The sequence below is a fragment of the Kitasatospora sp. NPDC058965 genome (assembly GCF_042741245.1).
GTDB lineage: Bacteria > Actinomycetota > Actinomycetes > Streptomycetales > Streptomycetaceae > Kitasatospora.
The window spans coordinates 14,961-38,554 of sequence record NZ_JBHYKG010000043.1; the positions used below are offsets into that span (position 1 = coordinate 14,961).

General features: G+C 75.8%; 29 protein-coding genes. 14 read left to right on the forward strand and 15 right to left on the reverse strand.

Going from position 1 to position 23,594, the window contains the following annotated elements; translation table 11 throughout:
- Positions 1 to 101: 101 nt before the first annotated feature.
- The gene (locus ACFW1A_RS10245; RefSeq protein ID WP_380407104.1) at positions 102 to 527 is read right to left on the reverse strand and encodes a cytidine deaminase; all 426 of its coding nucleotides are present in this window, start codon (positions 525 to 527) and stop codon (positions 102 to 104) included.
- Positions 528 to 874: 347 nt separating this feature from the next.
- On the opposite strand from ACFW1A_RS10245, the gene ACFW1A_RS10250 reads away from it, so the two are divergent.
- The 4 genes from ACFW1A_RS10250 (at position 875) to ACFW1A_RS10265 (ending at position 4,663) form a co-directional block, all read left to right on the forward strand.
- Positions 875 to 1,027 (forward strand): hypothetical protein, encoded by a 153-nt coding sequence (locus ACFW1A_RS10250; protein WP_380407106.1) that lies wholly within the window; start codon positions 875 to 877, stop codon positions 1,025 to 1,027.
- Positions 1,028 to 1,228: 201 nt separating this feature from the next.
- Positions 1,229 to 2,002, forward strand: coding sequence for an ABC transporter ATP-binding protein (locus ACFW1A_RS10255; RefSeq protein WP_380407108.1), 774 nt, complete (start codon positions 1,229 to 1,231; stop codon positions 2,000 to 2,002).
- A 5-nt stretch (positions 2,003 to 2,007) separates the two neighbouring features.
- A complete protein-coding gene (locus tag ACFW1A_RS10260) occupies positions 2,008 to 3,402 on the forward strand; it encodes an FtsX-like permease family protein (RefSeq protein ID WP_380407110.1) in 1,395 nt (464 codons plus the stop codon).
- A gap of 58 nt (positions 3,403 to 3,460) precedes the next feature.
- Positions 3,461 to 4,663, forward strand: a complete 1,203-nt coding sequence (locus ACFW1A_RS10265) for a sensor histidine kinase (RefSeq protein WP_380407112.1) — start codon at positions 3,461 to 3,463, stop codon at positions 4,661 to 4,663.
- Between the two features lie 7 nt (positions 4,664 to 4,670).
- Here the strand turns inward: ACFW1A_RS10265 and ACFW1A_RS10270 are convergent, their stop codons facing one another.
- A complete protein-coding gene (locus tag ACFW1A_RS10270; RefSeq protein ID WP_380407114.1) occupies positions 4,671 to 5,336 on the reverse strand; it encodes a response regulator in 666 nt (221 codons plus the stop codon).
- A 51-nt stretch (positions 5,337 to 5,387) separates the two neighbouring features.
- Here ACFW1A_RS10270 and ACFW1A_RS10275 point away from each other — a divergent pair, with 51 nt between their 5' ends.
- Entirely contained in the window at positions 5,388 to 5,834 is a 447-nt protein-coding gene (locus ACFW1A_RS10275) for a DUF3592 domain-containing protein (protein ID WP_380407116.1), read from the forward strand.
- A 194-nt stretch (positions 5,835 to 6,028) separates the two neighbouring features.
- Here the strand turns inward: ACFW1A_RS10275 and ACFW1A_RS10280 are convergent, their stop codons facing one another.
- The 3 genes from ACFW1A_RS10280 to ACFW1A_RS10290 all read right to left on the reverse strand — a co-directional run bounded on the left by ACFW1A_RS10280 (position 6,029) and on the right by ACFW1A_RS10290 (position 7,126).
- On the reverse strand, positions 6,029 to 6,265 hold the full coding sequence (locus tag ACFW1A_RS10280) for a hypothetical protein (protein ID WP_380407118.1): 237 nt from the start codon (positions 6,263 to 6,265) through the stop codon (positions 6,029 to 6,031).
- Between the two features lie 149 nt (positions 6,266 to 6,414).
- Entirely contained in the window at positions 6,415 to 6,624 is a 210-nt protein-coding gene (locus tag ACFW1A_RS10285; protein WP_380407120.1) for a DUF397 domain-containing protein, read from the reverse strand.
- A gap of 226 nt (positions 6,625 to 6,850) precedes the next feature.
- Positions 6,851 to 7,126 carry a hypothetical protein gene (locus ACFW1A_RS10290; protein ID WP_380407122.1) on the reverse strand — a complete coding sequence of 92 codons (276 nt, stop codon included), beginning with the start codon at positions 7,124 to 7,126 and terminating at the stop codon, positions 6,851 to 6,853.
- A 162-nt stretch (positions 7,127 to 7,288) separates the two neighbouring features.
- Here ACFW1A_RS10290 and ACFW1A_RS10295 point away from each other — a divergent pair, with 162 nt between their 5' ends.
- The gene (locus tag ACFW1A_RS10295; RefSeq protein WP_380407124.1) at positions 7,289 to 7,660 is read left to right on the forward strand and encodes a VOC family protein; all 372 of its coding nucleotides are present in this window, start codon (positions 7,289 to 7,291) and stop codon (positions 7,658 to 7,660) included.
- Between the two features lie 31 nt (positions 7,661 to 7,691).
- On the opposite strand, the gene pyrF is transcribed toward ACFW1A_RS10295, so the two are convergent.
- Both pyrF and ACFW1A_RS10305 read right to left on the reverse strand, forming a co-directional pair.
- On the reverse strand, positions 7,692 to 8,420 hold the full coding sequence (gene pyrF, locus ACFW1A_RS10300) for an orotidine-5'-phosphate decarboxylase (protein WP_380407126.1): 729 nt from the start codon (positions 8,418 to 8,420) through the stop codon (positions 7,692 to 7,694).
- A 67-nt stretch (positions 8,421 to 8,487) separates the two neighbouring features.
- Positions 8,488 to 8,874: a hypothetical protein gene (locus ACFW1A_RS10305; protein WP_380407128.1), complete on the reverse strand. Its 387-nt coding sequence runs from the start codon at positions 8,872 to 8,874 to the stop codon at positions 8,488 to 8,490.
- A gap of 152 nt (positions 8,875 to 9,026) precedes the next feature.
- Here ACFW1A_RS10305 and ACFW1A_RS10310 point away from each other — a divergent pair, with 152 nt between their 5' ends.
- The gene (locus tag ACFW1A_RS10310; protein ID WP_380407130.1) at positions 9,027 to 9,593 is read left to right on the forward strand and encodes a hypothetical protein; all 567 of its coding nucleotides are present in this window, start codon (positions 9,027 to 9,029) and stop codon (positions 9,591 to 9,593) included.
- Between the two features lie 27 nt (positions 9,594 to 9,620).
- Here ACFW1A_RS10310 and ACFW1A_RS10315 read toward each other — a convergent pair whose 3' ends face one another.
- Positions 9,621 to 10,316 carry an alpha/beta hydrolase gene (locus ACFW1A_RS10315; RefSeq protein ID WP_380407132.1) on the reverse strand — a complete coding sequence of 232 codons (696 nt, stop codon included), beginning with the start codon at positions 10,314 to 10,316 and terminating at the stop codon, positions 9,621 to 9,623.
- A 172-nt stretch (positions 10,317 to 10,488) separates the two neighbouring features.
- Here ACFW1A_RS10315 and ACFW1A_RS10320 point away from each other — a divergent pair, with 172 nt between their 5' ends.
- Complete coding sequence (locus ACFW1A_RS10320) at positions 10,489 to 11,196, forward strand: hypothetical protein (protein ID WP_380407134.1); 708 nt, start codon at positions 10,489 to 10,491, stop codon at positions 11,194 to 11,196.
- A 28-nt stretch (positions 11,197 to 11,224) separates the two neighbouring features.
- Here ACFW1A_RS10320 and ACFW1A_RS10325 read toward each other — a convergent pair whose 3' ends face one another.
- Both ACFW1A_RS10325 and ACFW1A_RS10330 read right to left on the reverse strand, forming a co-directional pair.
- A complete protein-coding gene (locus tag ACFW1A_RS10325) occupies positions 11,225 to 12,100 on the reverse strand; it encodes an N-acetylglucosamine kinase (RefSeq protein ID WP_380407136.1) in 876 nt (291 codons plus the stop codon).
- Positions 12,097 to 13,056, reverse strand: coding sequence for an N-acetylmuramic acid 6-phosphate etherase (locus ACFW1A_RS10330; RefSeq protein ID WP_380407138.1), 960 nt, complete (start codon positions 13,054 to 13,056; stop codon positions 12,097 to 12,099). The genes ACFW1A_RS10325 and ACFW1A_RS10330 overlap by 4 nt, the downstream gene beginning before the upstream one ends.
- Before the next feature lie 274 nt (positions 13,057 to 13,330).
- Here ACFW1A_RS10330 and ACFW1A_RS10335 point away from each other — a divergent pair, with 274 nt between their 5' ends.
- Both ACFW1A_RS10335 and ACFW1A_RS10340 read left to right on the forward strand, forming a co-directional pair.
- The gene (locus tag ACFW1A_RS10335; RefSeq protein ID WP_380407162.1) at positions 13,331 to 14,164 is read left to right on the forward strand and encodes an aldo/keto reductase; all 834 of its coding nucleotides are present in this window, start codon (positions 13,331 to 13,333) and stop codon (positions 14,162 to 14,164) included.
- A gap of 96 nt (positions 14,165 to 14,260) precedes the next feature.
- Positions 14,261 to 14,764: a hypothetical protein gene (locus tag ACFW1A_RS10340; protein WP_380407140.1), complete on the forward strand. Its 504-nt coding sequence runs from the start codon at positions 14,261 to 14,263 to the stop codon at positions 14,762 to 14,764.
- A gap of 7 nt (positions 14,765 to 14,771) precedes the next feature.
- On the opposite strand, the gene ACFW1A_RS10345 is transcribed toward ACFW1A_RS10340, so the two are convergent.
- A complete protein-coding gene (locus ACFW1A_RS10345; protein WP_380407142.1) occupies positions 14,772 to 16,946 on the reverse strand; it encodes a penicillin-binding transpeptidase domain-containing protein in 2,175 nt (724 codons plus the stop codon).
- Between the two features lie 302 nt (positions 16,947 to 17,248).
- Here ACFW1A_RS10345 and ACFW1A_RS10350 point away from each other — a divergent pair, with 302 nt between their 5' ends.
- Positions 17,249 to 17,953, forward strand: coding sequence for a hypothetical protein (locus ACFW1A_RS10350; RefSeq protein WP_380407144.1), 705 nt, complete (start codon positions 17,249 to 17,251; stop codon positions 17,951 to 17,953).
- A gap of 129 nt (positions 17,954 to 18,082) precedes the next feature.
- Positions 18,083 to 19,501: a hypothetical protein gene (locus ACFW1A_RS10355; RefSeq protein ID WP_380407147.1), complete on the forward strand. Its 1,419-nt coding sequence runs from the start codon at positions 18,083 to 18,085 to the stop codon at positions 19,499 to 19,501.
- 73 nt (positions 19,502 to 19,574) lie between these two features.
- Here ACFW1A_RS10355 and ACFW1A_RS10360 read toward each other — a convergent pair whose 3' ends face one another.
- Together ACFW1A_RS10360 and ACFW1A_RS10365 are read right to left on the reverse strand one after the other, a co-directional pair.
- Entirely contained in the window at positions 19,575 to 19,907 is a 333-nt protein-coding gene (locus tag ACFW1A_RS10360) for a branched-chain amino acid transporter permease (RefSeq protein ID WP_380407150.1), read from the reverse strand.
- Positions 19,900 to 20,658 carry an AzlC family ABC transporter permease gene (locus ACFW1A_RS10365; RefSeq protein ID WP_380407152.1) on the reverse strand — a complete coding sequence of 253 codons (759 nt, stop codon included), beginning with the start codon at positions 20,656 to 20,658 and terminating at the stop codon, positions 19,900 to 19,902. The genes ACFW1A_RS10360 and ACFW1A_RS10365 overlap by 8 nt, the downstream gene beginning before the upstream one ends.
- A gap of 62 nt (positions 20,659 to 20,720) precedes the next feature.
- Here ACFW1A_RS10365 and ACFW1A_RS10370 point away from each other — a divergent pair, with 62 nt between their 5' ends.
- Positions 20,721 to 21,179, forward strand: coding sequence for an Lrp/AsnC family transcriptional regulator (locus ACFW1A_RS10370; protein ID WP_380407154.1), 459 nt, complete (start codon positions 20,721 to 20,723; stop codon positions 21,177 to 21,179).
- Here ACFW1A_RS10370 and ACFW1A_RS10375 read toward each other — a convergent pair.
- Complete coding sequence (locus ACFW1A_RS10375; RefSeq protein ID WP_380407156.1) at positions 21,173 to 21,967, reverse strand: inositol monophosphatase family protein; 795 nt, start codon at positions 21,965 to 21,967, stop codon at positions 21,173 to 21,175. The genes ACFW1A_RS10370 and ACFW1A_RS10375 overlap by 7 nt on opposite strands.
- A 65-nt stretch (positions 21,968 to 22,032) precedes the next feature.
- The gene (locus ACFW1A_RS10380) at positions 22,033 to 22,932 is read right to left on the reverse strand and encodes an NmrA family NAD(P)-binding protein (RefSeq protein ID WP_380407158.1); all 900 of its coding nucleotides are present in this window, start codon (positions 22,930 to 22,932) and stop codon (positions 22,033 to 22,035) included.
- A gap of 232 nt (positions 22,933 to 23,164) precedes the next feature.
- Between ACFW1A_RS10380 and ACFW1A_RS10385 the strand changes: the two genes are divergently transcribed.
- Positions 23,165 to 23,578, forward strand: coding sequence for a winged helix-turn-helix transcriptional regulator (locus ACFW1A_RS10385; protein WP_380407160.1), 414 nt, complete (start codon positions 23,165 to 23,167; stop codon positions 23,576 to 23,578).
- Positions 23,579 to 23,594: the final 16 nt, after the last annotated feature.

Sequence of the window (23,594 nt, forward strand, 5' to 3'; positions counted from 1 at the left end):
GAGGCGTTCGGATGCGGTCACGGCGGCTGACGCACCGGCAGTACGCGCGGCCGACACCGCGTCGGGGCCGGGGCGTCGGGGCCGCCGCGTCGGGGCCGGGTTCAGCGGTCGGCGGCCTCCGCGTCGAGCTGGTGGTCGGCCCAGACGTACGTCTCCGGCAGCAACTCGGCGATCGGGACCGCCCGCAGGCGCTCGCCCGAGCCCACCACGACCCGGATGCCGGGGAAGTAGTCGAGCAGCACCTGTCGGCACCGGCCGCACGGGGGGACCACCCCGCGCTCGCGGTCGCCCACGGCGACGATCGTCTCCAACTCGCCGGCGCCCTGGGCGGCGGCCGCGCCGATGACGACGAGCTCGGCGCACGGGCCGCCGGTGAAGTGGTAGGCGTTCACCGCGGTGACGATCCGGCCGTCCCGGGCACGCGCGGCCGCGGCCATCGTGTGGTTGTCGCCGTGGCAGCGGGTGCGGGCGACCTCGGCCGCGGCGGCGACGAGCTCGTGGTCGACGGGGTGGGTGTGCGTGGTCATCGTCCCTGCTCCCGGTAGGTGGGTGTCGGGCCACGGTGGTCTGCGGCGGGCCCGGTCCGCAACCCGATATCCCCGGTGCGGGCCGCCCGCACCGTCGTCCTGCGAGTCGTCAGGTGAACCGCGGGCGTCGCGGTCGGCACCGGCACCGGTCCGGAGTCCCGACGAAGTGTCGAATCGGTTGCGCAGACGTGAAGACTCCTTCGATAGGAAGGCTTTAGCCAGACCCGAGCAGGAAATGAAAGGCGATCAAGCGCGAGATGGTGTAGAATCGTAACCACAGGACGGCCTGAAGGAACGGTATCGCGGTGATACCGACAGGTCGGCCGCATCTCCAGGGGGAGACCACCATGACGTTCCACCTCGACGCCGCGCGTGCCACCATCGACGAGCGCCTGCGCGATGCCGCGGAGTACCGCGTCGCCCGCGCGCTCCGCCTCAAGAACCGCGCCGAGCGCAGCACCCGCCGCGCCCGCCGCGCGCTGACCAACCTGGCCGCATGACCGCCCCGCTCGTAACGGGCCGCCACCGAAGCTCCGGTGACGGCCCGTTCCGTTTGCCCCGACAGCCCGGCTGAGGCCCCGCCGCACCTGCCCGCCCTCGCCACCCGGTGCCGCCGACCCGGCGGGGTTCGGATTCCCGAACCCCCGATCCGGGGGCCCGCACCATCGCCCCGCCCCACCCCGCGCGCGGAGCATGGGGACATGGCTGAGATCACCGCACACACCGGCGCAGCGACGGCACCGGGCCCCGGCCCCGCCGCGCTGCGCGCCGACGACCTGCACCGCGCGTACGGGCGCGGCAGCGCCACCGTCCACGCCCTGCGCGGCGTCTCGGTGGCCCTGGCCCCCGGCACGTTCACGGCCGTGATGGGACCCTCCGGCTCCGGCAAGACCACCCTGCTGCACTGCCTGGCGGGCATGGACCGCCCCACCCGCGGCACTGTCCGGTGGGGCGACACCGAGGTCTCCCGGCTCCCCGAGCGACGGCTCGCCGAACTGCGCCGCAGCCGCCTCGGCTTCGTCTTCCAGGCCTTCAACCTGATGCCCGCGATGACGGTGGCCCAGAACGTCGAGCTGCCCGGCCGCCTCGACGGCCGGCGGCCCGACCGCGCCCGGGTGCGCGAGGCACTGGCCCGGGTGGGCCTGGCCGGTCGGGAACGGCACCGGCCCGGCCAGCTGTCCGGCGGCCAGCAGCAGCGGGTGGCGATCGCCCGCGCCCTGGTCTCCCGCCCGCAGCTGCTCTTCGCCGACGAGCCGACCGGCGCGCTCGACCGCGCGACCGGCCACGAGGTGCTCGCCCTGCTGCGCGAGGGCGTGGACCGGGACGGCCGCACCTGCGTGATGGTCACCCACGACCCGGTCGCCGCCGGCTACGCGGACCGGGTCCTGCTGCTGGCCGACGGCCTGCTGGTCGACGAACTCGACCGGCCCACCGCCGCCCTGGTCGGCGAGCGCCTGAGCCGGCTGGGCGGGTGAGCACCGTGACGACGACCGCCGCCACGACCACGGTCCGGCTCGCCCTCGGGCAGCTGCGCCGCCGCCCCGCCAGCTTCGCCGGCCTGGCCCTCGCGCTGCTGCTCGCCGTCGCGACCGTGACGCTGTTCGGCTCGCTCTTCGCCGCCGCGGCCACCGCGCCCGCCGCCGCCCGCCACGCCCCCGCCGGGCCCGGCCTGATGGTGATCGCCGGCGCCTTCGGCGAGATCGCCGTGCTGGTCGCGTTCTTCGTGGTGGTCAACGCCCTCGGCTTCACGCTGCGTCAACAGCAGCGCGAGCTGGCCCTGCTGCGCACCGTCGCGGCGACGCCCCGGCAGACCCGGCGGCTGGTCCGCTACCAGGTCCTGGCGACCACCCTGCTGGTGACGGTGCCGGGCTGGGTGCTCGGGGCGGCGGCGGCCCGCCGCTTCCTCGGCGAGCTGCGCCGGCGCGGCATGGCGGCGCCGGGCGTGCGGGTGCCGGGAACGCCGCTGCCGCTGCTGGTCGCGCTCGCCGCCGTGCTGCTGGTCGGCCTCGGGGCGGCCGCCCTCGCGGGCCGCCGGGTCTCCCGGTCCGCCCCCGCCGCCGCGCTCACCGCCGGCTCCACGGAGCAGGGACGGACCGGTGCGCCGCGGGTGCTGGCCGGAGTCGGCGCGCTGGTCGGCGGCGGCCTGCTGCTGCGCCTCGCCGCGACCCGGCCCGCGGACCAGGGGGACAAGGCCGGGCAGGCGGCGCTGCTCGGGTCGCTGGTGCTGCTGGTCGCGCTCGCCCTGCTCGGCCCGCTGACGGCGCGCCTGCTGGCGGCGGTGCTGGGCGCGCCGGTCCGGGCCCTGGCGCCCGGCGCCGGGTGGCTCTCCGACGCCAACCTGCGCGGGTACGCCCGGCGGTTGTCCGCGGCCGTCGTGCCGGTGGCGCTGTTGGTGGGCCTGTCGGGCACCATGCTGATCATGACACGCACCGCCGAGCATGCCGCGGGCCTGACCGGGACCAGCGTCACCTCCGCCACGGACGTCTGGCTGCGCCAGGCCGAGTTGGCGATGCTGGTCTGCTTCGCCGCGGTCTCCACCGTCAACACGCTGGTCGCCGTGACCGCCGAGCTCCGCCGCGAGTTCGCGCTGCTGCGCCTGGTCGGCGCCACCGGCGGGCAGCTGCTGCGGATGCTGACCGTGGAGGCGGTGCTGACCACCGCCATGGGCGTGCTGCTCGGCGCCCTGGTCGCCGGCGCGGCATCGGCGGCGTTCAGCACCGCGGCGACCGGCTCGGCGGTGCCGCGGGTGCCGGTGGCCGCGTGCTGGTGGATCGTCACGGGCGCGGCGGCGCTGACCGTTCCCGGCATCGTCGGCACCGGGCTGCGCGCGGTGCGCGGTCCGGCGGCGGAGCTGGCGGGCGGCGGACGTGACTGAGCGCGGGCCCGGCCCGACCGAGCGCGGGCCGGATGTGACCGAGCGCGGGCCGGGCCGCGTGACGAGCGTCCGGCGCGGCGACTGGGCGTTCGCCGTCCTCGGGCTGGTGCCGGCGCTGCTCGGCGGGGTCTACGCCCTCGTCGTCCTGTACGCCGGCGCGCTGCTCTCGCTCACCGTGCTCGGCCTGCCGTTCGTGGCCCTGGCGCTGCTCGGCGCGCGCGGCCTCGGCACGGCGCACCGGCACCTGGTCGGGCGCCTGCTCGGCGAGCGGATCGCGGCCCCGCCCCGCCCGGCGCTCCCGCCGGGGCCGCTCGGCCGGCTCCGCGTGCTGCTGACCGACCCGGTCGCCTGGCGCGCCCTGCTCTACCTGGTGCTGCGGCTGCCGCTCGGGGTGGTCGGCTTCGCCGCCGCCGTCGGGCTGCCGCTGGGGTGCCTGTGGCTGCTCGGCTTCCCGCTCTGGGTGCGACTGCTGGAGTCCGGGGGCCGGCCGGCGGGGTGGCTGGACGTCGTCGCCGTGCTGCTGGGACTGGCGCTCGTCCCGGTGGTGCCCGCCGCGGTGCGCCTGCTGGGCACGGCCAACCGGCGGCTCGCCCGGCTGCTCGGGCCGGCCCGGAGCCAGCAGCGGGTGCGGGAGCTGGAGGCCGCCCGGGCCACGCTGCTCGCGGACAACACCGACCAGTTGCGCCGCCTGGAACGCGACCTGCACGACGGCACCCAGGCGCGGCTGGTCGCCCTGGCCATCACCCTCGCCCTGGCCGCGGACGCGCTCGACACCACCGCTGCCGCGGACCGCGCGCGCCTGCGCAGCCTGCTGGACCGGGCCCGCGGCCAGACCGACGACACCATCGCCGAGCTGCGCCGACTCACCCGCGGCATCCACCCGGTGGCCCTGGACGGCGGCCTCGCCGAGGCGCTGCCGAGCCTGACCGCCACCGCGCCGGTCCCGGTCAGCATCCAGCTCGACCTGCCGGAACGCCCCGACCCCGTGGTCGAGCGGGCGGTCTACTTCTGCGCCGCGGAACTGCTCAGCAACGTCGCCAAGCACAGCGGCGCCCGCTCGGCCGCGCTGGCGGCGCGTGCGGCGGACGGCCGGGTCCGCCTCACCGTGCGCGACGACGGGCGCGGCGGCGCGCTGCTCGGCGCGGGCACCGGACTGAGCGGGCTGGCCGAGCGGCTCGCGGCGGTGGACGGCGTGCTGCGCGTCGACAGCCCGCCCGGCGGGCCCACCGTGGTGACGGCCGATCTGCCCAGCCGACTGTGACGCCGCGTCAGTCGCCCTTCTCGGCCAGGTAGGTCAGCACGGCCTTCACCCGCCGGTTGTCGGTGTCCGTCGCCGGCAGGTCGAACTTGGTGAACACGGCGGCGACGTGCTTCTCCACCGCCCGCTCGGACACCACCAGCAGCGCGGCGATCGACCGGTTGGAGTGCCCCTGCGCCATCAGCTCCACCACCTCGCGCTCCCGCGGCGTCAACGCCTCGACCCGGCCGCGCTGCCCACCCCGCATCAGCTGGGCGACCACCTCCGGATCCAACGCCGTCCCCCCGTCGGCGACCCGGCGCAACGCGTCCACGAACTCCGAGGTGCGGGCCACGCGTTCCTTCAGCAGGTACCCGACGCCGGCCGCCCCGCCCGCCAGCAGCCGGCCGGCCCACGCCGCCTCGACGTGCTGCGAGAACACCAGGATCCCGACCTCGGGCGCACCCGCCCGGATCTCGATCGCGGCCCGGATCCCCTCGTCGGTGTGGGTCGGCGGCATCCGCACGTCCACCACGGCCACGTCGGGCCGGTGCTCCGCGACCGCCGCCAGCAGCTCCGGCCCGGTCCCGGCGGTGGCCACCACCTCGCACCCGCGGGCGCCGAGCAGTTCGACCATCCCGTCCCGGAGCACGACGGAGTCCTCGGCGAGCACGACGCGCAGCTGACTGGTGATCACGTCGCCCATTATCGGGGTCGCGGCCCGGTCCCGCTGTGCGAAGATCCACTCATGCAGCGGGGGAGCGAAGGCATACGGGTTCCGCGGCGCCGTTTCTGGGCCGCCGGTCTGGGGCTGACCGTGCTCGGCACCGGCCTGATCGGCGCCGTCTTCCACCTCAACAGCCAGGACCACGCCTTCCGGAGCCACGGATCGCACGCCCGGGTGACGATCCTGCGCGTCCAACAGGCCCCGGACCACCGGTCGAACCACACCCTGTACCTGCTGCGCTTCGAGCCGAGCGCCCACCTGCCCGACGAGTGGACGAACGGCGTCTCGGGCGACGTCGGCTCCACCCTCGACGTGATCTACGACCCGTCGGAACCCACCCACGTCGAACCGGCGACCGGCGGCGCCGTAGCGCACTGGGTGGTGAGGATCCTGCTCGGCAGCACCGGCACGGCTGCCCTGGCCGGTGCCGCCTTGGCGCTGCACGGTGAGCCGCGGCGCAGGAGCTGACCCGCGGGTCACCCGCGGGCCGGCCGGCGACGGGAACGCTTCGCCCGTCCCTCCGAGCCGCCCGAGATACCGCAGAAGGTCTGGATCAACGAACCGAAACGGGAGTCGGTGTCCCGCCTCGGGCGAGCTGGCCCACCGTGGAGTCATGGCCTGTGATGACCAGTCCACAAGGCCACGCGTGTCCTGTCAGCACCTCAATGGGGCCGGCCGAACACGGCTGCACCGGCGAAGAAGAGGCCCATGAAGATCACCAGCGCACCAACTTGCCGCATGCTCGCGGACGGTCCGAGATGCCTGAGGATCCGTCCCCGCTGCCGTGCGGCATCCGCCGAATCTTTGAGCTTGGTACTGATTCCGCGGTAGTCGAGGACCAGGAGCATGCCCAGCGTTGCTACTGCGAGCCCGCCGAGTACATACGGAACACGCTCCACGTCACCCACCCCCTACCGAACAGGCCATCGCGACCGTCCGGCGCGGAGCCTAACACCACCCCTGGACCTTCAACCTCTGCATTTACGCAGACAGCGGGTTGACGCGGCCGAGCTGTCGCCCGGCGCCCCAAGGGTTCTGCTCCGAGCCGTCAGGAAGAGTGGAACGCTCCGGCTCGCACCCCGGCCAGGAAGTGACCCCAGGAGTCGGTCGGGAACACCAGCGCCGGGCCCTCGGGATCCTTGGAGTCGCGCACCGGGACGGCGTTCGCGAAGTCCGGGGCGATTTCGATGCAGTTGCCCCCGTTGTCGCTGTAGGAGGACTTCACCCACTGGGAGCCTGACAGGTCAGTGTGAGGCATGTTCAAGGTTCCTCCGCACGGTACGGATCACGGCGAGCGAGGCGGCGGTGGAGAGCGACTCCACCTGCAGCTGTTCGGTGGGCTCTTTCCCAACCGCGGACGGCTCACGCGCTCGTGCCAGGTTGCCGCGCAGTTGGGATTCCGCGTGGCCCGGTTCGCTCACCGGGACTGAGCGCCCACTGGATCCCCGTTGCTCCAGTGGGCCCGGCCGGTGGGGCAGGGGCCGCTATCCCTGGGGCAGTTGCCACAGTTGGAGGCACGTCTTCGCCTCGGAGCTCCACAGTTCCGCCGGCGGGCACTGGAAGTCCGAGCGGGTGAGGTCCCCGCCGTCACCGCGGTGGGCCTCGCACGTGTAGAACATGGACCGGTCGTCCGGGTTGCCGAAGCGGCCTTCCCGGGTGCAGGCGGCGGTGTGGTCGGTGGCGGTCGGCTGCGGGAGCACGTAGGCAAGGCCGATGAGCGCGAACGGCAGGGCGGTCGCGGCGAGGGTGGTGCGGTTCACGTCCGGGTAACGACCTGCACGGCCCGGGGGTACGCACCGGTTCCCGTCACCACCCACCACCGCGGCGTCCCGGTGGTCCGCCCCCTGACACGCGCCCCTGAGGGGCCGTCACCCGGTCGCAATCCCGTTGCCCGTCGCCGCAGGCCCGGCGAGAATCCCGGCATGGCTTCTCTCGTACGACACGTCACCATCGACTGCGCCGACGCCTACGCGCTCGGCTCCTTCTGGGCGGCTGCGCTCGACGCCCCCCTGCACGAGGACGACCACCCGGGCGACCCCGAGGCGCTGCTCGCGACCGCGGGCGCCACGCTGCTCTTCGTCACGGTGGCCGAGCCGAAGACCGTCAAGAACCGCGTCCACCTGGACCTCCAGCCGCAGGACCGTACCCGTGACGAGGAGGTGCTGCGGCTGCTGGACCTGGGGGCCACGCTGGTCGCCGACCACCGCAGGCCGGACGGGACCGGCTGGGCCACGCTGGCCGATCCGGAGGGCAACGAGTTCTGCGTCGAGCGCAGCAGCGCCGAGCGGGGGTAGCCGCCACGGCGCGGCCGACCCCCCCGGGTGCCTACGCCGCCGCCAGGTTCGCCAGCACCAGGCGGAACGCGGCGAGCGGGTCGGCCGCCCGGGTCACGCCGCGCCCCACGACCACCTGTGACGCACCGTCGGCCACGGCCGCCCGCGGGGTCCCGGGGCGGGCGTGCTCGCCGGTCGCCCCGCCCGGCAGGGCGACCCCCGGCGTGACGATCACCGCGTCCGGGCCCAGCAGCGCACGCAGCGCGGCCACCTCCTGCGGCGAGGCGATCACCCCGTGACACCCGGCGTGCCGGGCGAGCCCGGCCAGCCGCAGCACCTGGTCCGCGACCGGCGCGGTCACACCCACCTCGGCCAGGTCGGCGTCGGTCATGCTCGTCACCACCGTCAGGGCCAGCACGCGCAGGTCCGGGAACTCCCGCGCCGCCTCGACGGCCGCGGACAGGATGCCGGTCCCGCCCATGCCGTGCACCGTCACCAGCGTGCAGCCGAGCGCCCCGGCGGCCCGGACCGCGCCCGCCACCGAGGTGGGGATCTCGAAGAGCTTGAGGTCCAGGAAGACCTCCTTGCCCCGCTCGACCAGCCCGGCCACGAACTCCGGCCCGGCCACCGTGAGCAGTTCCAGGCCGACCTTGTAGCAGCGGCACTCGTCACCGAGTCGTGCCACCAGCGCCTCGGCGGCGGCGCGGTCGTCGAAGTCCAGGGCGACGATGACCCGTCGGCGCGGGGAGCGGGGGTCCAGGTGCGGGGAGAGGGAGTCCATGAGGCATACGATCACGCGGCGGGGCCCGGCCGACACCCGATTTCCGCAGGTGGTGGGGCGGGACCGGCTACCGCGGGGCCGTCGGCGAGGTGCGGTGCAGCGGGTCCACCGGGTTCTCGGGGTCGCCCGGGGCGGTCGCGGAAGGCGCGCCCGCCGGGCCCGGCGAGGTGGTCCGGGGCGCGCCGGGGGCGGTGACCGGGGCGGCGGACCCGGACCCGGTGCCGGAGCCGGGCACCGGGTGGGAGGTGGCCGTGGCGCTGGGCGCGGAGGCCGGCGGTGACGCGGCCGGTCCGCCGAACGGGCTGTCCGTCGGCACGGCGGGGGTGGTGGCGGCGGCCGTGCTCGACGCGGGCGCGACGGGCGACGGCGAGCCGCCGCCGTGTCCCGAGCAGGCGCCGAGCACGAGCGGCAGCGCGACGGCAGTGGTGGCGAGGGCGAGGCGGCGTCGGTGCACCAGGACTCCGTACATACGCGTTGGACGGGCGGCCCACCCTACTGGTTCCCGGGTGGCCCACCGTAAGGTGCTCCGGTGGAACCGCCGGAGTGCGCACCGCGTCCTCCGAAGCGGTTCGGACACGGGGCGCTGCAGAGGCCGGGGGGCTGAGGATGACCACGGGGGGTACCACGTCGGCACGGTCGGGCAGCGGTGGCGGGCTGGTCGGCGTGCTGGTCGTGCTGGTGCTGGCGGTGCTGCTCGGCGTGCTCTTCGTGGCGCACCGGAGCAGCGGCAGCGCGCCCGGCACCGGGCACGACCCGGCCGTGATCGCGCTGCCGAAGACCGTTGAGGGGAAGCGTCAGCTCCAGTCGGCCGAGGAACCCCGGACCTGGCCCGGCACCAGCCGGGTCCCCGGCGCCGGGCTGACCGGTGTGCGCCAGGGCGTGTACGGCGACGCCGCGGGCACGCCCACCGTCTGGGTCGTGATGAGCGGGCCCAACGAGCACGGCCAGGTGGAGCCGTGGCTCACCGCCAACGCCCCGGCCGCCTCGGACGCCACTGCCACCCACCCGCAGTTGCCGATCGCCGGGACCGCCGACTGCTACCAGGACCAGCACGACAGCCGCACCACCTGCACCTGGTACGACGAGAACCTCTTCCTGCTGGTCGCCGGCCCGGCCGGCCCGGACGCCGTGCAGCAGGTGCTGCTGCGGGTCCACGACGGCGCCGAGCACTGAGGCCCGGAGCCGACTCCGGTGCCTGCCTCAGGCCGCCGGAGCGCGCGGCGGCAGCGGCGTGTGCAACTCGCCCGCCACCAGCGGGGACGGCTCGGGGCCCAGCACGGAGAGGACGAAGGCGGTGGTCAGGGCGCGGACCGGATCGGCCTGCTTGACCAGGTAGTGGTTGCCCCCGGCCGCCTCGTACCGGGCCAGGCCGGGGACGACCGCCCGGGCGCGCTCGGCGTAGGCGAGGGACTTGGCCGCGCTCGCCGCGCTGCGGTCGCGGTCACCGTGGATGATCAGCACCTGGCGGCCCGCCAGGTGCGCCACCGGGTCGCCCTCGGGGAGCCACGGCGCGATCCCGGCGACGCCGACCACCCGGGGGTCGCCCGCCTCCCAGAAGGCCGCCCGGCCGCCGAGCGAGTTGCCGATCAGGACCACCGGCACCTCGCCGTAGCGGGCGGCGAGTTCGGCCAGCGCCCAGCGGGTGTCGGTGGCCGTGTCGGCGTCCGCCCCGTTCCAGCCGGCGTACCGGTAGCGCAGCAGGTGCACGGCGATCCCGTGCGGCCGGCCGCGCTCGGTCAGTTCGACCTGCAACTCGCGCAGGCCCAACTCGGCGATCTTCAGCGGTCCGAAGTGCGAGCGGACCGCGCCGCCCGGCAGCAGCAGGGCGACGCCCTTGACGGCGCCCTCGCCCTGGCGGTCCGTCAGCTTCGGCTGGCGCTTGCGTGACTTGAACATGGGTCCCTCCCGTCGACCTGCGGCGATTGTAGGGGCGGGCACGGGACGGGTCGGTGCGCGCCCCGGTCGGTGGGGCGGGCCCGGGCTCGCGCCACCCCCGCCCCACGGGCACCGCCAAGATCGGCGGCAGTAGGCTGGGGCCGGAATGTCGATCCGCAGGGGGAGCGGTCAGATGAACACCAGCGTGCTGCAGCAGTCGCTCGACGAACTGCTCCACCATCTCCGACAGGACTTGATCGAGCCGTCGGGTGCCGACGCCCGGGCGCAGCAGCGGTACGAGCAACTGGAGGCCGTCCGGCTGCGGATCGGCCGGGCGCTGGCGGCGGACCCCGGGCTGGCCGTCCGCACCGCCGACCGGGTGCTGCCGCTGCTGGTCCTGGACACCAACCTCACCAGCCAGTTGGCCTTCCCGCTGATCGCGGCGCTCGGTCGGCGGCCGGTGCTCGCGTTCCTCATCACCCGGGCCGGGAGCGGAGGTTCGGCGGCGCGGGCGAATGCGTGCGCCGCCGCGTACTGGGTGGGCGTGTGGCGTCCGAACCACCGGCGGGACGGGATCATCGCCGCTGTCCGCCAGGGCACCCTCGCCGGGGACCAGGCCCGCGCGCTGCTGGAGCACGACGCGCAGCACCCGTGCTGGCGGCCCGAGGACCGGGTCGACGACCTGTGGCCCGCGCTCTGGCGGGCGGCCGCCGAGGCGTTCGTGCGGTGTCCGGAGGAGCAGCCCCGACTGCGGCTGCAGTGCGCCTTCCCGTTGGAGCCGGACCGCTACCCGGCCGCCGACGCGCCACTGCTGGCCCGGGTCCGGGCGGTGGCCGAGGCGCAGCCCGAGCTCTACCGGCGGCTGCTGGCGGGGAGTTCCGGGTACGGGCTGCCCGGCTGACCCGCCCGGCGGGGCAGCCGGGCCGGCCTCAGCTGGACCGGGCCAGTCGGGCCAGCCGGGCCGCCGCCGTCGCCGCGTCCGTCACGGGCAGGCGCGGGGCGAAGTCGGCCAGCAGGGTGAGGAGTTCGGTGCGCAGCGGGCCGGGGGCGGTGGCGACCGAGCCGGCCAGGACCAGGGGTTCGCCCGGGCGGGCGGCGGTGCGGGCGAGGGCGGCCAGGTCGGCGGCGGCGCGGTGGGTGAGGGCCAGGGCGGCGGCCTCGCCCCGGTCGGCGGCCCGGGTGACCAGCGGCGCCAGCGCGGCCAGCCGGCGCGGGCTGTCGGCGTAGGCCCAACAGACCAGCTCCGTCGGCGTGGTGGCCCGGCAGTGCGCCAGGACGGCGGCGCCCAGCGGGTCCTGCGGTGCGCGCAGGGCGTGCTGCAGGGCGGCCCGGCCGAGCCAGAACCCGCTGCCCTCGTCACCCAGTAGCCAGCCCAGCCCGCCCTCCTGGCCGCGGACATGATGGTCCGTCAGGCCGACGCACACCGATCCCGTCCCCGCGATCAGCACCGTGCCGGTGCCGTGCTCGACGCCGCCCGCGGCCAGGGCGGGTACGGCGTCCGGGACCAGCCGGACCGGGCAGCGCAACCCGAAGGCCGCGCGGCAGCGGTCCGCGAACTCCTGCGGGTCGGGCAGGGCGCGGTAGCCGGCCAGGCCGACCAGACAGTCCGTCACCCGCTCCCGGCCGGTGGCGCCGAGCGCGTCCCGGACGGCGGCCGAGAGCTGGACCAGCGCCGCCTGCGCGCCGTGGCCCGCCGGGTTGCCGCCGCCGGCCTCACCACGCCCGTGGACGGCGCCGGCCGCGTCCAGCAGGACGGCGCGGGTCCGGGTGCCGCCGACGTCCAGGCCGAGGCTGAGCCCGCTCACTCCCGGGCCCCTTCGGCAGCCGCTGCCCCGTCGGCGTCGGCCGCCCCCGCGAGTGCGCGGACCGCGGCGAAGGGCCGACCGCCGTGGGCGGCGAGCGCGGCGCGGGCCCGGGCGGGTGCGGCGCCGGTGGTGAGCACGACCAGTGCGGTGGCCGTCTCGTCCCCGCAGGCGTCCAGGCACGCGGTGGCCCGCTCCGTCGTCACGCCGCAGGCGGTGACCAGGGTGCGTACCGCCCGGGCGCGCAGCTTCCCGTTCCGGGCGGAGGCCGCGACCATCAGGTTGGACCAGGTGCGCCCGCTGCGCACCATCAGCGCCGTGGAGAAGGCGTTGAGCGCCAGCTTCTGCGCGGTGCCCGCCTTCATCCGGGTCGAGCCGGTCACCACCTCGGGCCCCGTCGCCAGGACCACGTGCAGGTCGGCGTGGACGGCGGCCGCCGCTGCGGGATCGCCCGAGAGCAGTGCCGTCACGGCTCCCGCCGCCCGCGCGTCGGCCAGCGCCCGCGCCACGTAGGGGGTCCGCCCCGACGCGGTGACGCCGATGACCAGGTCGCCCGCCACCGGGCGGTCGGGGTCGACCGGATCCGGTGCGCCGTCCTCCGCCGCCTCCACCGCCCCCGTCGCCGCGGCCGGGCCGCCGGCCAGGTGGGCCAGCACCGCCTCGGGCCCGACGCCGTAGGTGGGCCCGAGCTCCAGCGCGTCCCCCAGCGCGATCCGCCCGCCCGCGCCCGCGCCGTAGTAGTGCACCCGCCCGCCGCCGCGCAGCGCGGCCAACCCCGCCTCCACCAGCGCGGCGAGCTGGGGCAGCGCGGCCCGCACGGCGCCGGGCACGGTGGCGTCCTGGTCGTTGATCAGTTCCAGCAGGGGGAGGGTGTCGAGATCGTCGAGCGCCGTGCTGAGCGGGTGGCGCGCCTCGGTGGGCGGCAGTGCCGCGCGCACCGTGCGGGGCTCGGCGGGCATCGGACCTCCTGCGGGGTGCGGTGCGCTGGTACCTGTTCGAACGAGCCGGTGCCCGCCGGAGTTCCCCGCGCGGATGTGACATTCCGCCAGGCCGTCGGGGCTTTCCCGGCGGTGTCCGAACCATCATGATCGACGAGCATCGATCCACGGGGAGAGGACCAACGTGACCCTTCTGCACACCGCCGCGCAGCCGTCCGCCGCGCAGCCGTCCGCCGCGCAGCCGTCCGCCGGACGGCCGTCCGCCGCACAGGCCGGAGCCTGGCGGCTCGGCGGGCTGACGGTGCACCGGATCGGTCTGGGCGCCATGCGCCTGACCGGGAGCGCGGCCTTCGACCTGGGCACGCCGAGCGACCGGCGGACCTCGATCCAGGTGGTGCGGCGCGCGGTGGAGCTCGGGGTGAACCACATCGACACCGCCGCGTTCTACTTCTCGCAGCTGCGGTCGGCCAACGAGCTGATCAACTCCGCGCTCGGCGACCGTTCGACGGACGTGGTGATCGCCACCAAGGTCGGACCGGGCCGCGACCCGTCGGGCGAGTGGTCCGCGGCCCGCCCGGACCAGCTGCGCGGCCAGGTCGAGGAGAACCTGCGCCAGCTCGGCCGCGACCAGCTGGACCTGGTGAACCTGCGCCGGATGGACCAGACCTCGATCGCCGAGCACTTCGGTGCCCTGGCCGAGCTGCGCACGGCGGGCCTGGTCCGCGAGCTCGGCGTGTCGAACGTGACGGCCGCCCAGCTCGCCGAGGCACGGGCGATCGCCCCGGTGGTCTGCGTGCAGAACCGGTTCCACCTGGACCACCGGGGCCAGGACGAGATGCTGCGCCACTGCGGCGAGCTGGGGATCGCCTTCGTGCCGTACTTCACCATCGCGGGGGCCGGCCGCGAGCGCGGTGCGGCGGCGGCCGGTGCGGCGAACGAGCGGGTGCAGGCGGTGGCCGACGCGCACGGTGCGACGACGGCGCAGGTCCGGCTCGCCTGGACGCTGCACCAGGGCCCGCACGTGCTGGCCATCCCCGGCACCGGCAACCCGGCGCACCTGGAGCAGAACGTGGCCGCCGGTGGCCTGCGGCTGACGGACGAGGAGGTCGCGCTGCTGGAGGGCGCGTGAGCGGTGCGTCCGGCGGGCCGGAACGGACTTGTCCGGTCCGGGGCGGTCCCCTACGCTGGCGCAGCTTCGGATGATCATTGCAGGTGAGGGGGGCCAGTGAGCACGACGGTCGCGGTGTACGCGGAGCCGCCGAGGTTCAGTCGTGCCGGGCGGTTCCGGGTGGTGATCGACGGCGTGTTCGTCGGCCGGGTCCGCCAGGGGGAGGCCGCGCGGTTCCCGGTGTCACCGGGGCGGCACACCGTCCGGGTGACGGCGCTGGACCGGACCCGTTCCAACACGGTCACCGCGGAGGTGGCCGAGGGGCAGGAGTTCCTGGTGTCCGCGCGGAGCACCGGGCTGCGGCTGGCGGCGGTACTGCCGCTGGGGTGCTGCATGGGGGTGCCGCCGATCTACGGCTTGGTGACGGCCCTGCTCCTCGCCGTCCTGGGACACGCCCTGCCGGGGGTGCTGTTCCGGGCCGGGGCGCTCGGCACGCCCGCCGCGGCGGAGGAGTCGCCGGCACCGACCCCGTCGGCTCCGGCGGCGCCGGAGCCGGTCTCCGCGCTCTGGTGGGAGAACGACCCGGCGCTCGCCAAGCGCTACCGCAAGCAGCACTCCTGACGGTCCGTCACCCGTTGCCGACCTTCAGCACCTGGGCCGCCACGCCGCCCGCGGCGTCCGCGCCCATGCCGCCCTGCTGGACCTCGACCGCCACGGCGAGGTCGTCGCGGTAGGCGGTGAACCAGCTGTTGTCGGTCCCGGTGCTGTTCTCGGCGGTACCGGTCTTGGCCCCGACCCGGCCGCCGATCCCGGCCATCGGCTTCTGGGCGGTGCCGCGCGCGGCGGTGGCGGCCATCATGCCGCGCAGCCCGTCGGCCTGTTGGGCGGTCAGCGGCCGGGCGGCGGACACCTGCTGCTGGCCGGGCAGCAGGACGGGCTGGCGGAAGGTGCCGTTCTGCACGGTGGCCGCGACCGAGGCCATGGCCAGCGCGTTGGCCTCGATGGTCGACTGCCCGATCACCGAGGAGGCGAAGTCGTCGCGGTCGACGGGCATCGGGACCTTGGCGTCGGCGCTGTGCACCCCCGGTGCCAGCGACCAGGTCAGGCCGAGCCCGAACTGCTCCTTGGCGACCTGGCCGAGGGTGCCCGGGGAGAGCTTCGCCAGGCTCTCCGCGATGAACGCGGTGTTGCAGGAGTGGGCGAAGTCGTCCGTGAGGGTGTAGTCGGGGAAGCTCCCCGCGAAGTCGTTGTGCCAGGCGCGGGGCGAGTTGGTCGTGTCCGGGCAGGCCACGCCCGTGCTCGGCGTGTCTCCGGCGGCCAGCAGGGCGGCCGCGGTGACGACCTTCATGGTGGAGCCGGGCGCCTGCACCGCCGTCAGGGCCGGGTCGGACGGGTCGCCGTGGGAGTTGGCCACCGCCAGGACGCGGCCGGTGCTCGGTTCGATCGCGACCAGCGAGGCCGGGTGGCCGCCCGCCGCCGCGGAGTCGACCGCCTGCTCCGCGGCCTGCTGCAGGTCGGCGTCGATGGTCAGCTTCTGCTGCGGCGCGCCCGGCGGGGCGGAGATCAGGTGCACCTGCTGCGCCTTGCCGCCGCCCAGGTCCTGGATGACCACCTGGCGGCCGTTGGCCGCCGACGGGTCGGTGGCGGCGGGCCCCGGGGCGCCGGTGTCGGCACCGTCCCGCAGCGCCGCGAGCAGCGGGGCCAGCGAGCGGAAGCCGTCCAGCGGGCGACCGTTGCGGTCGGTGTACTGCACGGGGGCGGCGGCCACCGCCTGGACCGAGAGGCTCTGCTGGGGGCCCAGCGCCGGGTGCAGCACGGTGTTGGCCCAGTGCACCACGGCCTTGCCGTTGCCGGTGCGCAACACGCCGAGCCAACCGTCGTACTGCCACGGTGCGGCGGCGTCCGGGAAGGTCAGGGTGACGGTGAACGGGACCGGCAGGCCGCCGCTCGGGTCGGCCGGCGTCGGTGCGGCACCGGTCGGCGGTTGCAGGGCCAGGGCGAGCGAGCTGAAGGCGAGCCCGGTGCGGAAGTCCGTCAGGTGCTCGGTCGCGGTGTCCGGACGGTCGGTCAGCGCGCCCGCGCCCTCCAGGTCGCCCTTGCTCCAGTCGGCCAGGAAGGCGGCCGCCGTGCTGCGGGCCAGCGCGACGTCGGGCAGCCCGACCGGCTGCGGGGCCTGCGCGACGGGGTCGGTGACGCTGCTCCGAGTGCCGTGGGCGAAGACCGCGGAGAAGAGGTTGTACGCACCGATGCCGCCGACGGTCAGCAGGCCCGCGCCGACCACGGCGACGGCCGCCAGGACCGTCCGCCGGGAGCGGCGGGAGAGGGTGCCGGCGGCGGGCCGGTCGGGGTCGAGTTCCTCGGCGTCGAGCCCGTCGGCGTCCTCCTCCGGCCAGTGGGCGAGGTGTTCCGCGGGCGGCTCGTCGAGCCAGGGCTCCTCGGCCGGCTCGTTCGACCAGAGGGCGTCGACCCACCGCTCCTGGGCGGGTGCGGCGGTGCGCGGCTCCTCGGTGCGCGGCTCCTCGGTGCGCGGTGCGTCGGCGCCCGGGCCTTCCGCGCGGGGTGTGGCGCTGCGGGGCTCTTCGTCGGGCGGGGTCCCGGCGCCCGGGCCTTCCGCGCGGGGTGTGGCGCTGCGGGGCTCTTCGGCGGGCGGGGTCCCGGCGCCCGATTCGGCAGCGCTCGGTTCCTCGGCGGGCAGGTCCTCGGGGACCCCGGCGGGCGAAGGCTCGGACTCCGGCGGCTGCGGCGCAGCCGCCCCCGGCCCGGCGGCCTCGGGCGATCGCTGCTCCTCGTGCTCGGGCACCATGTGTCCCCGTTCCCCCCTGCATTGTCGGCCGACGGCCGTCCCCGTGGCGGGCCCTTCCCCGTGGCCCGTGTCCGTCACGCTACCCGGGGCGCCCCACGGCGGATGCTCCGGGTGCGTACATTGCTGCCCAACCGTAATCGCCCGCTGATCGGCCGTTGACGGTCCGGCGGGCGTCGGTCCCGGGCGTGCCACTGCTCCGCACGGGTGCAAGCGCAAGATCACCCGGTGTGCCCTCCCGGCGCGCCGCCGCCCGCCGCCAGATGCTGCTGACGCACCGACGGCGAGTGGACAGGAGAGCGCGCGTGTCTCGGTTGTGGCAGGTGGGTCGGTGGCGGCTCGGGCTCGCGGCGGCGGTCTGCGCCGCCGGAACCGGTACGGCGATGGCGGTCGGCGGTGCGGCCCCCGACGCCGGCGCACCGGCGGTGACCCTGACCCGGGCGGCCCCCGCGGCGGTCCGCGCGCACGGGCCGATCGAGGCGCCGCTGGGCCAGGAGCCCGCGGCGACCGCTGCGGGCTCCCCGCCCGGCGCCGGATCCGCGGCGCCCGGTGCGCCCACCGACCCGCCCGCCGGCGCGCCCGTGGACGGGCCCGCCGACGGGTCCGGCGCGGCCCCGGCCGACGGGAACCCCGGCGGCCTCGACGTGGTCGCGGTCTCGGTGGACCGCCTGCCGCGCCGCGGCACCACCACGTTGCGCGTGCTGATCGCCAACTACGGCCCGGCCGCGGTGGACGCGGAGTTCACGGCCACCGTCCACCTGCCCGCGCGGGCCTTCGCCTTCGGCGCCTTCTTCCCGCACACCTGCCACCCGGACCCGGCCGGCCCCGACCTGGTCTGCAGCTTCCCCCAGGGCCTGCCGCTGGAGCGCACCGCCACGGTGCTGCTGCCGGTCCGCCCGGCCGACGACGTGCGCGCGGGCGAGCGGCTGACCGGCGGCCTGGTGACCGTGGCCGACCCGGACCACCCCGGGGCCTCCCGCTCGCGCGCCTTCGAGATCGACGTGGACTGAGCCCCGACCGGCGGCCCGCGGCCGGTGCGCCCGTTGCCGGCGCGCCCGTCGCAGGTACGCCGCCGTCCGCCCCGTCCCCGTCCGCACCGTCACCGCCCGCCCCGCCCGCCCGACCCCGAACGGAGCCCCGTGTCCCTGCCCCGCCGTGTCGCCCCGCTGGCGCTGGCCCTGCTCCTGCCGCTGCTGCCGGCCGCCCCGGCCGGTGCCGTGCCGGCGATCCAGCAGCGCAGCCTCACCCCGGCGACCGCACAGCCCGACACACCGGTGGCGGCCACCCTCACCGTGGGCTCGCTCGGCGCCTGCGTCACGGTGGACGAGCTCGGTGTGGCGGTGCGCGACGCGAGCGACCAGAACCTGGACTTCCCGGGCTCCACCGGCCGGGTGCGGATCTGCGCGGACGGCTACACGCTGACGACCGGTCAGCAGCGGCTGCCGGCAGGGACGTACACCGAGTTCGGCTTCTACCGGATCGGCTCCACGTACTACAACCTGCCCACCCAGACCCTGACCGTCGCCACGCCGGGCCTGCACCAGGTCAGCCTGACCCCGACCCGCGGGATCGCCGACCGGCCGCTCGCGGCGACGCTCACCGTCGACGCCCCGGCGTGCCTGACGGTGGACGAGCTCGGCGTCGGGGTGCGCGACGCGGACGGCCAGAACCACGACTTCCCCGGCAGCACGGGCCGGGTGACGGTCTGTGCGGGCGGGTACACGCTGACGACCGGTCAGCAGCGGCTGCCGGCGGGGACGTACACCGAGTTCGGCTTCTACCGGGTCGGCACGACCTACCACGACCTGCCGAGCCGGACGCTGAAGATCCTCCCGGTGACCCCGCCCACTCCGCCGGTGCCCAGTGGCGTGCTGGCCTTCAACGAGACCTTCAACGGCGAGCTGGGCGTCGGCCCCACCTGGACCGACGACCGGACCAGCGCCTACCGCTACGGCAACCACAACCCGGACGACGACAAGCTCGACTGGCTCGACCCGGCCGCCCTGGCCACCCGGACCGGCGTCGCCGGCTTCACCGCCACCCCGGGCACGCACCGCCTGGAGAACGGCCTGATGTCCTGGAACACCGGCCTGCTGACCACCGAGTACAGCCAGCAGGGCTTCACGGTGCAGCCCGGCGACTTCGCCGAGGTCCGGCTGCAGCTGCCCGCCGGGACGGGCGCCTGGCCGGCGCTGTGGACCTGGAAGGACGGCGGCAACGAGATCGACACCTTCGAGTACCACCCGGACAACCCGAACCTGCTCGAACTCAGCAACCGGATCCGGCCGGCCCACCTCTACTACACCGACGCCGCGGCGATCCACCCGGGCGCCTGGATCACCATCGGCGTGCACTACGGCACCACCAACAACGACTGGTTCCTCAACGGCAAGCTGGTCTTCTCCGACCACACGGGCGTGGGCCCGAACTGGACCGCCTACCTGATCCTCAACCTCTCGATCGACGCGGGCTACTGGCACCCGGCCCCCGAGAACGACGACCCGATCACCGCCCAGGCCGACTACCTGCGCGTCTGGCGCCCCGTGGGCCGCGGGTAGCGGGACCGCCCGGCGCCCCGGCGCCCCGGCCACCGGGTCGGGCCGTCCCCGGTCGGGCGTGCGCCGCCGTCCCTCAGTGGCCGAACACGGTGCTCGCCAGGGCCACGTTGACCGCGGTGCCGGTGAGGATGGAGAGGAGCGCGTTGCGGCGCCACAGGTGGAGGCCGACCGTGACGGCGAGCGCGATCAGTGGTGCGGCCGCGTGGGCGGGCGAGCCGAGGGGGAGGTCGCGCAGGCAGTAGACCAGCAGGATCACCATCACCCCGGCCGGCATCCGGGCGCCCAGGTACTGCACCGTCCGGCTGGCGCGCAGGGGGGCCAGGGCGGTGAAGGGGAGGGCGCGCAGGGCCCAGGTGACGGCGGCGGAGACGGCGACCGCCGCGAAGAGGTAGCGGGCGTCAGGCATCGTTCGGCCTCCGGGTCCTGACCAGGTGGCGGGCCAGCAGGCCGGCCGTGAACAGGGTGAACGCGGTCAGCAGCAGCTGGCCGGGGAGGACCAGCCGGGCCGCCAGTGCGCAGAGCAGGGCCAGCGCCGGGGTGGGCAGGTCGTCCTTGCGCTCGCGCACGGCGTCCAGCGCCAGGACGGCGAAGAGGGCCGTGAGCGCGAAGTCCAGACCGGTCACCCGACGGGGGATCAGCGACCCGAGCAGGGCGCCGACCACCGCGCTGCCGACCCAGTAGGACTGCATCAGGCCCTGCAGCCACAGGATCCGCCGGCCGGACCAGTCCCGGGCCTGCGCGGTGGTGGTCAGCGCGTAGGCCTCGTCGATCATCGCGAAGGTGCTGTACGCCTTGCCGGCCCGGCCCCGCACCCGGTGCAGCGGGAAGGAGAGCGCGTAGAAGACGTGCCGCACGTTCACCAGGAACGCGGTCACCGCCACGGCCGCCACCGGGGTGGCCGCGGTGACCAGGCCGACCAGCAGGAACTCGAAGGAGCCGGCGTAGATCACCGTGGTGAACACGCCGGCCCACCACCAGGCCAGGCCCGCGTGGGTGACGTAGGCGCCGAAGGCCAGACCGAGCGGCACCAGGCCCAGACCGACCGTCCGCGAGTCGTGCAGCGCCGCGCGCAGGTCGGCGGCGCGCCGGGGCGGGGCCGGCCGGTCGGCCGGGGCGGTCGGTGGTGCGCCGGACTCGGCGGCGGAAGGTATGGCCATGGGGAAATATTAGAAGAATTCGCCCCTTCTATGGTGTCGGACCATGGCCGTATCCTGCTCCTGTGAGCAATGATCCGAGCCTCGACGCCATCAATCGTGAAATCTTGTTCCATCTGCGGCAGGACGGCCGGCTGACCAACGTCGAGCTGGCCAAGCGGGTGGGCCTCACCCCGCCGCCCTGCCTGCGCCGGGTCAAGCGGCTGGAGGAGGCCGGGGTGATCACCGGCTACCACGCGGTGGTCGCGCCGGAGGCGGTCGGCCGGAACCTGGAGGTGCTGGTGGACGTGGAGGTGTACGCCACCGACCGGAAGACCGTCGAGGCCTTCGAGGAGACGGTGGCGGCGTACCCCGAGGTGATCGAGCTGCGCCGGCTCTTCGGCCGGCCGGACTACTTCCTGCGCGTCGCCGTGCCGGACCACGCCGCGTACGAGAAGTTCCTCACCGGCCGGCTCAGCGGCCTGGCCGGCGTCCTGCGGGTGGAGTCGCACCTGACGATGAAGAAGATCAAGGCGGGCTACTGATCCCGCCGGACCATCGTCAGCAACTGCCGGTGGGTCCCGGCGTCGGCCGCCACCAGCAGGCCGCGGCCGCGCGGACCGAGCGGTTCGCCGTCGATGCCGGTCACCACGCAGCCGGCCGCCCGGCAGAGCGCGATGCCCGCGGCGAAGTGCACGCTGCCGGTCAGGTCGCCGCCGTCGGTCAGGTAGCCGGCCCGCCGGCCCGCGGCGACCCAGGCGAGGGCCAGCGTGCTGGAGACCACCCGGGGGCGGAAGTTCGCCGCGAACTCCGGGTGGGCGAGCAGCTCCACCGCGCGGAACCGCGGCGCGCCGGGGAACGGCGGGTCGAGGTTGACGTCCACTAGACGGCTGGCCGCGCTGGGCCGCAACGGCGTGTCGACGCCGTCGCGGCGGAGCCAGGCCGACACGCCGTCGGTGCGGAGCACCTCGCCGGCGAACGGGTCCGCCACCGCGGCGGCCCCGCCCCGCAGTGCCACGTTGACCGCCACCACCCGGGTGCCGACGGCGTAGTTGAGGGTGCCGCAGAGCGGATCGACCAGCCACTGCCGCGGGCCGTCCCCGCCCTGCGCGCCGCCCTCCTCGCCGAGCACCCCGTCCGCGGGCCGAGCCGCCCGGAGCACCGCCAGGATCGCCCGCTCCGCCGCGAGGTCCGCCGCCGTGGCGAAGTCCCCGCCGCCCTTGTCCACCCGGTCGAGCGGCTCGCCGTACATCGCCCGCACCACGTCCGCCCCGGCCTGTGCGGCGCGTCCGGCCAGCTCGGCGTCGTCCTGGGCCCCCGTTGAGTTGATCATGGCAGGCAGCCTACTCGCGCGGGCCGCGGCCTCCTTCGGTGCCTCCTGGTCGGCTTCGGCACCTCTCAGGCCTCCTCGGCACCGCCGGCACCGGCTGCGCCGACGGCCCGGGCGAGGGCGGCCCGCACCGGGCGCTCGGCGGTGGCGAGCAGCCGGGGCAGGTCCGATCCGGCGGCCTCGGCGCGGCCCGCGATGATGGTGGAGAACACCGAGAGCGCATGGGTGATCTGGTACGGCTCCAGGCCGCTGCCGTTCAGCGCGAGTCGAGTCTCCGTCAGGGAGGCGGGCCGGTAGGCCACCGGGCGGCCGAGGGCCTCGGCGAGGACGGCGGCGATGTCGGCCCCGCCGACGGCCGTGCCGCCCTCGAGCTCGTAGACCTTCCCCGCATGGCGGCTGGGGCGGCCCGCGGTCAGGTCGCGGTCCGACTCGGCCGCCACCCGGACCGCCGCGTCGGCGAGGTCCTCCTTCGCCACCACCGAGATCCGGCCGTCCCCGAACGGCGCCGCGAACACGCCGGTCGCCGCGGCCTCGCGGGCACCGGCGGCGGCCAGACCGACGGGGACCTCGGTGTAGAGGCCGTTGCGCAGCACCGTGGTGGTGTAGGGGCCGGCGGCGAACCGGTCCTCGCTCCAGCGGTGCGGCAGGGCGATGGTCATCGACTCGCCGGAGGCGGCCAGGCTGGTGTAGATCAGGTGCTTGACCCCGGCCCGCGCGGCGGCGTCGGCGACCGCGCCGTGCCGGGCGAGGACGACGTCGTCCTCGGCGTACCCGGCCGACACCACGAGCAGGACGTCGACGCCGGCGAACGCGGCCGGGAGCGACTGCGGGTCGTCGAAGTCGACGCGGCGCGCGGTGACGCCGTCGGCCGCGCGGGTGCCGGCCACCACCTCGATGCCGTCGAGCCGGGACAGGCCCCGCAGGATCAGGCCGCCGAGACCACCGGAGACACCGGTCACGAGAATCATCACAAACCTCCGTCAGCACGCCGCTCACCAGAAGCGGACAGCCACGATGCTCCGCCCGCGGCGCCGGTCGGGTAAGGAGGCACTTTCGGAGCACCCGGGCACACGGCGGTAACCCTGCAGGTCGGCGGCCCGCCGGTCGGCACGGTTATGATCCGGGTCTCAGGCGCACCAGCGCCGCGGGCGTCGCGGTCCCTGCTGGTGCGGACGGCGTCGAAGGGGTGGGACCGGTCCGGTGACGGATGTGCGGACGTGGGCGCTGCCCGCGACGGGGGCGGACGAGCACGGGCCCTGCGGCGACGAGGACTGCGGGATCCGCGACGTCCTGGACCGCCTCGGCGACCGCTGGTCGGTCCTGGTGCTCGTCGAACTGACCAAGGGCGTCCGCCGCTTCGGCGCGTTGAAGGCCGCGGTCCCCGGGATCTCGCAGCGGATGCTGACCGTCACGACCAAGCGCCTGGTCCGCGACGGCCTGGTCGAGCGCACCGTCTACCCGACGATCCCGCCGCAGACCGACTACCGCCTCACCCCGACGGGCGAGAGCCTGGCCCGGGCCGTCGCCGACCTGGCCGACTGGTCGCGGCGGCACAAGGAGGTCATCGCGCTCGCCCGGGCCCGCTTCGACCGGGACCACCCCGGCGAGTTGTAGGCGATCCCCCGCGGAC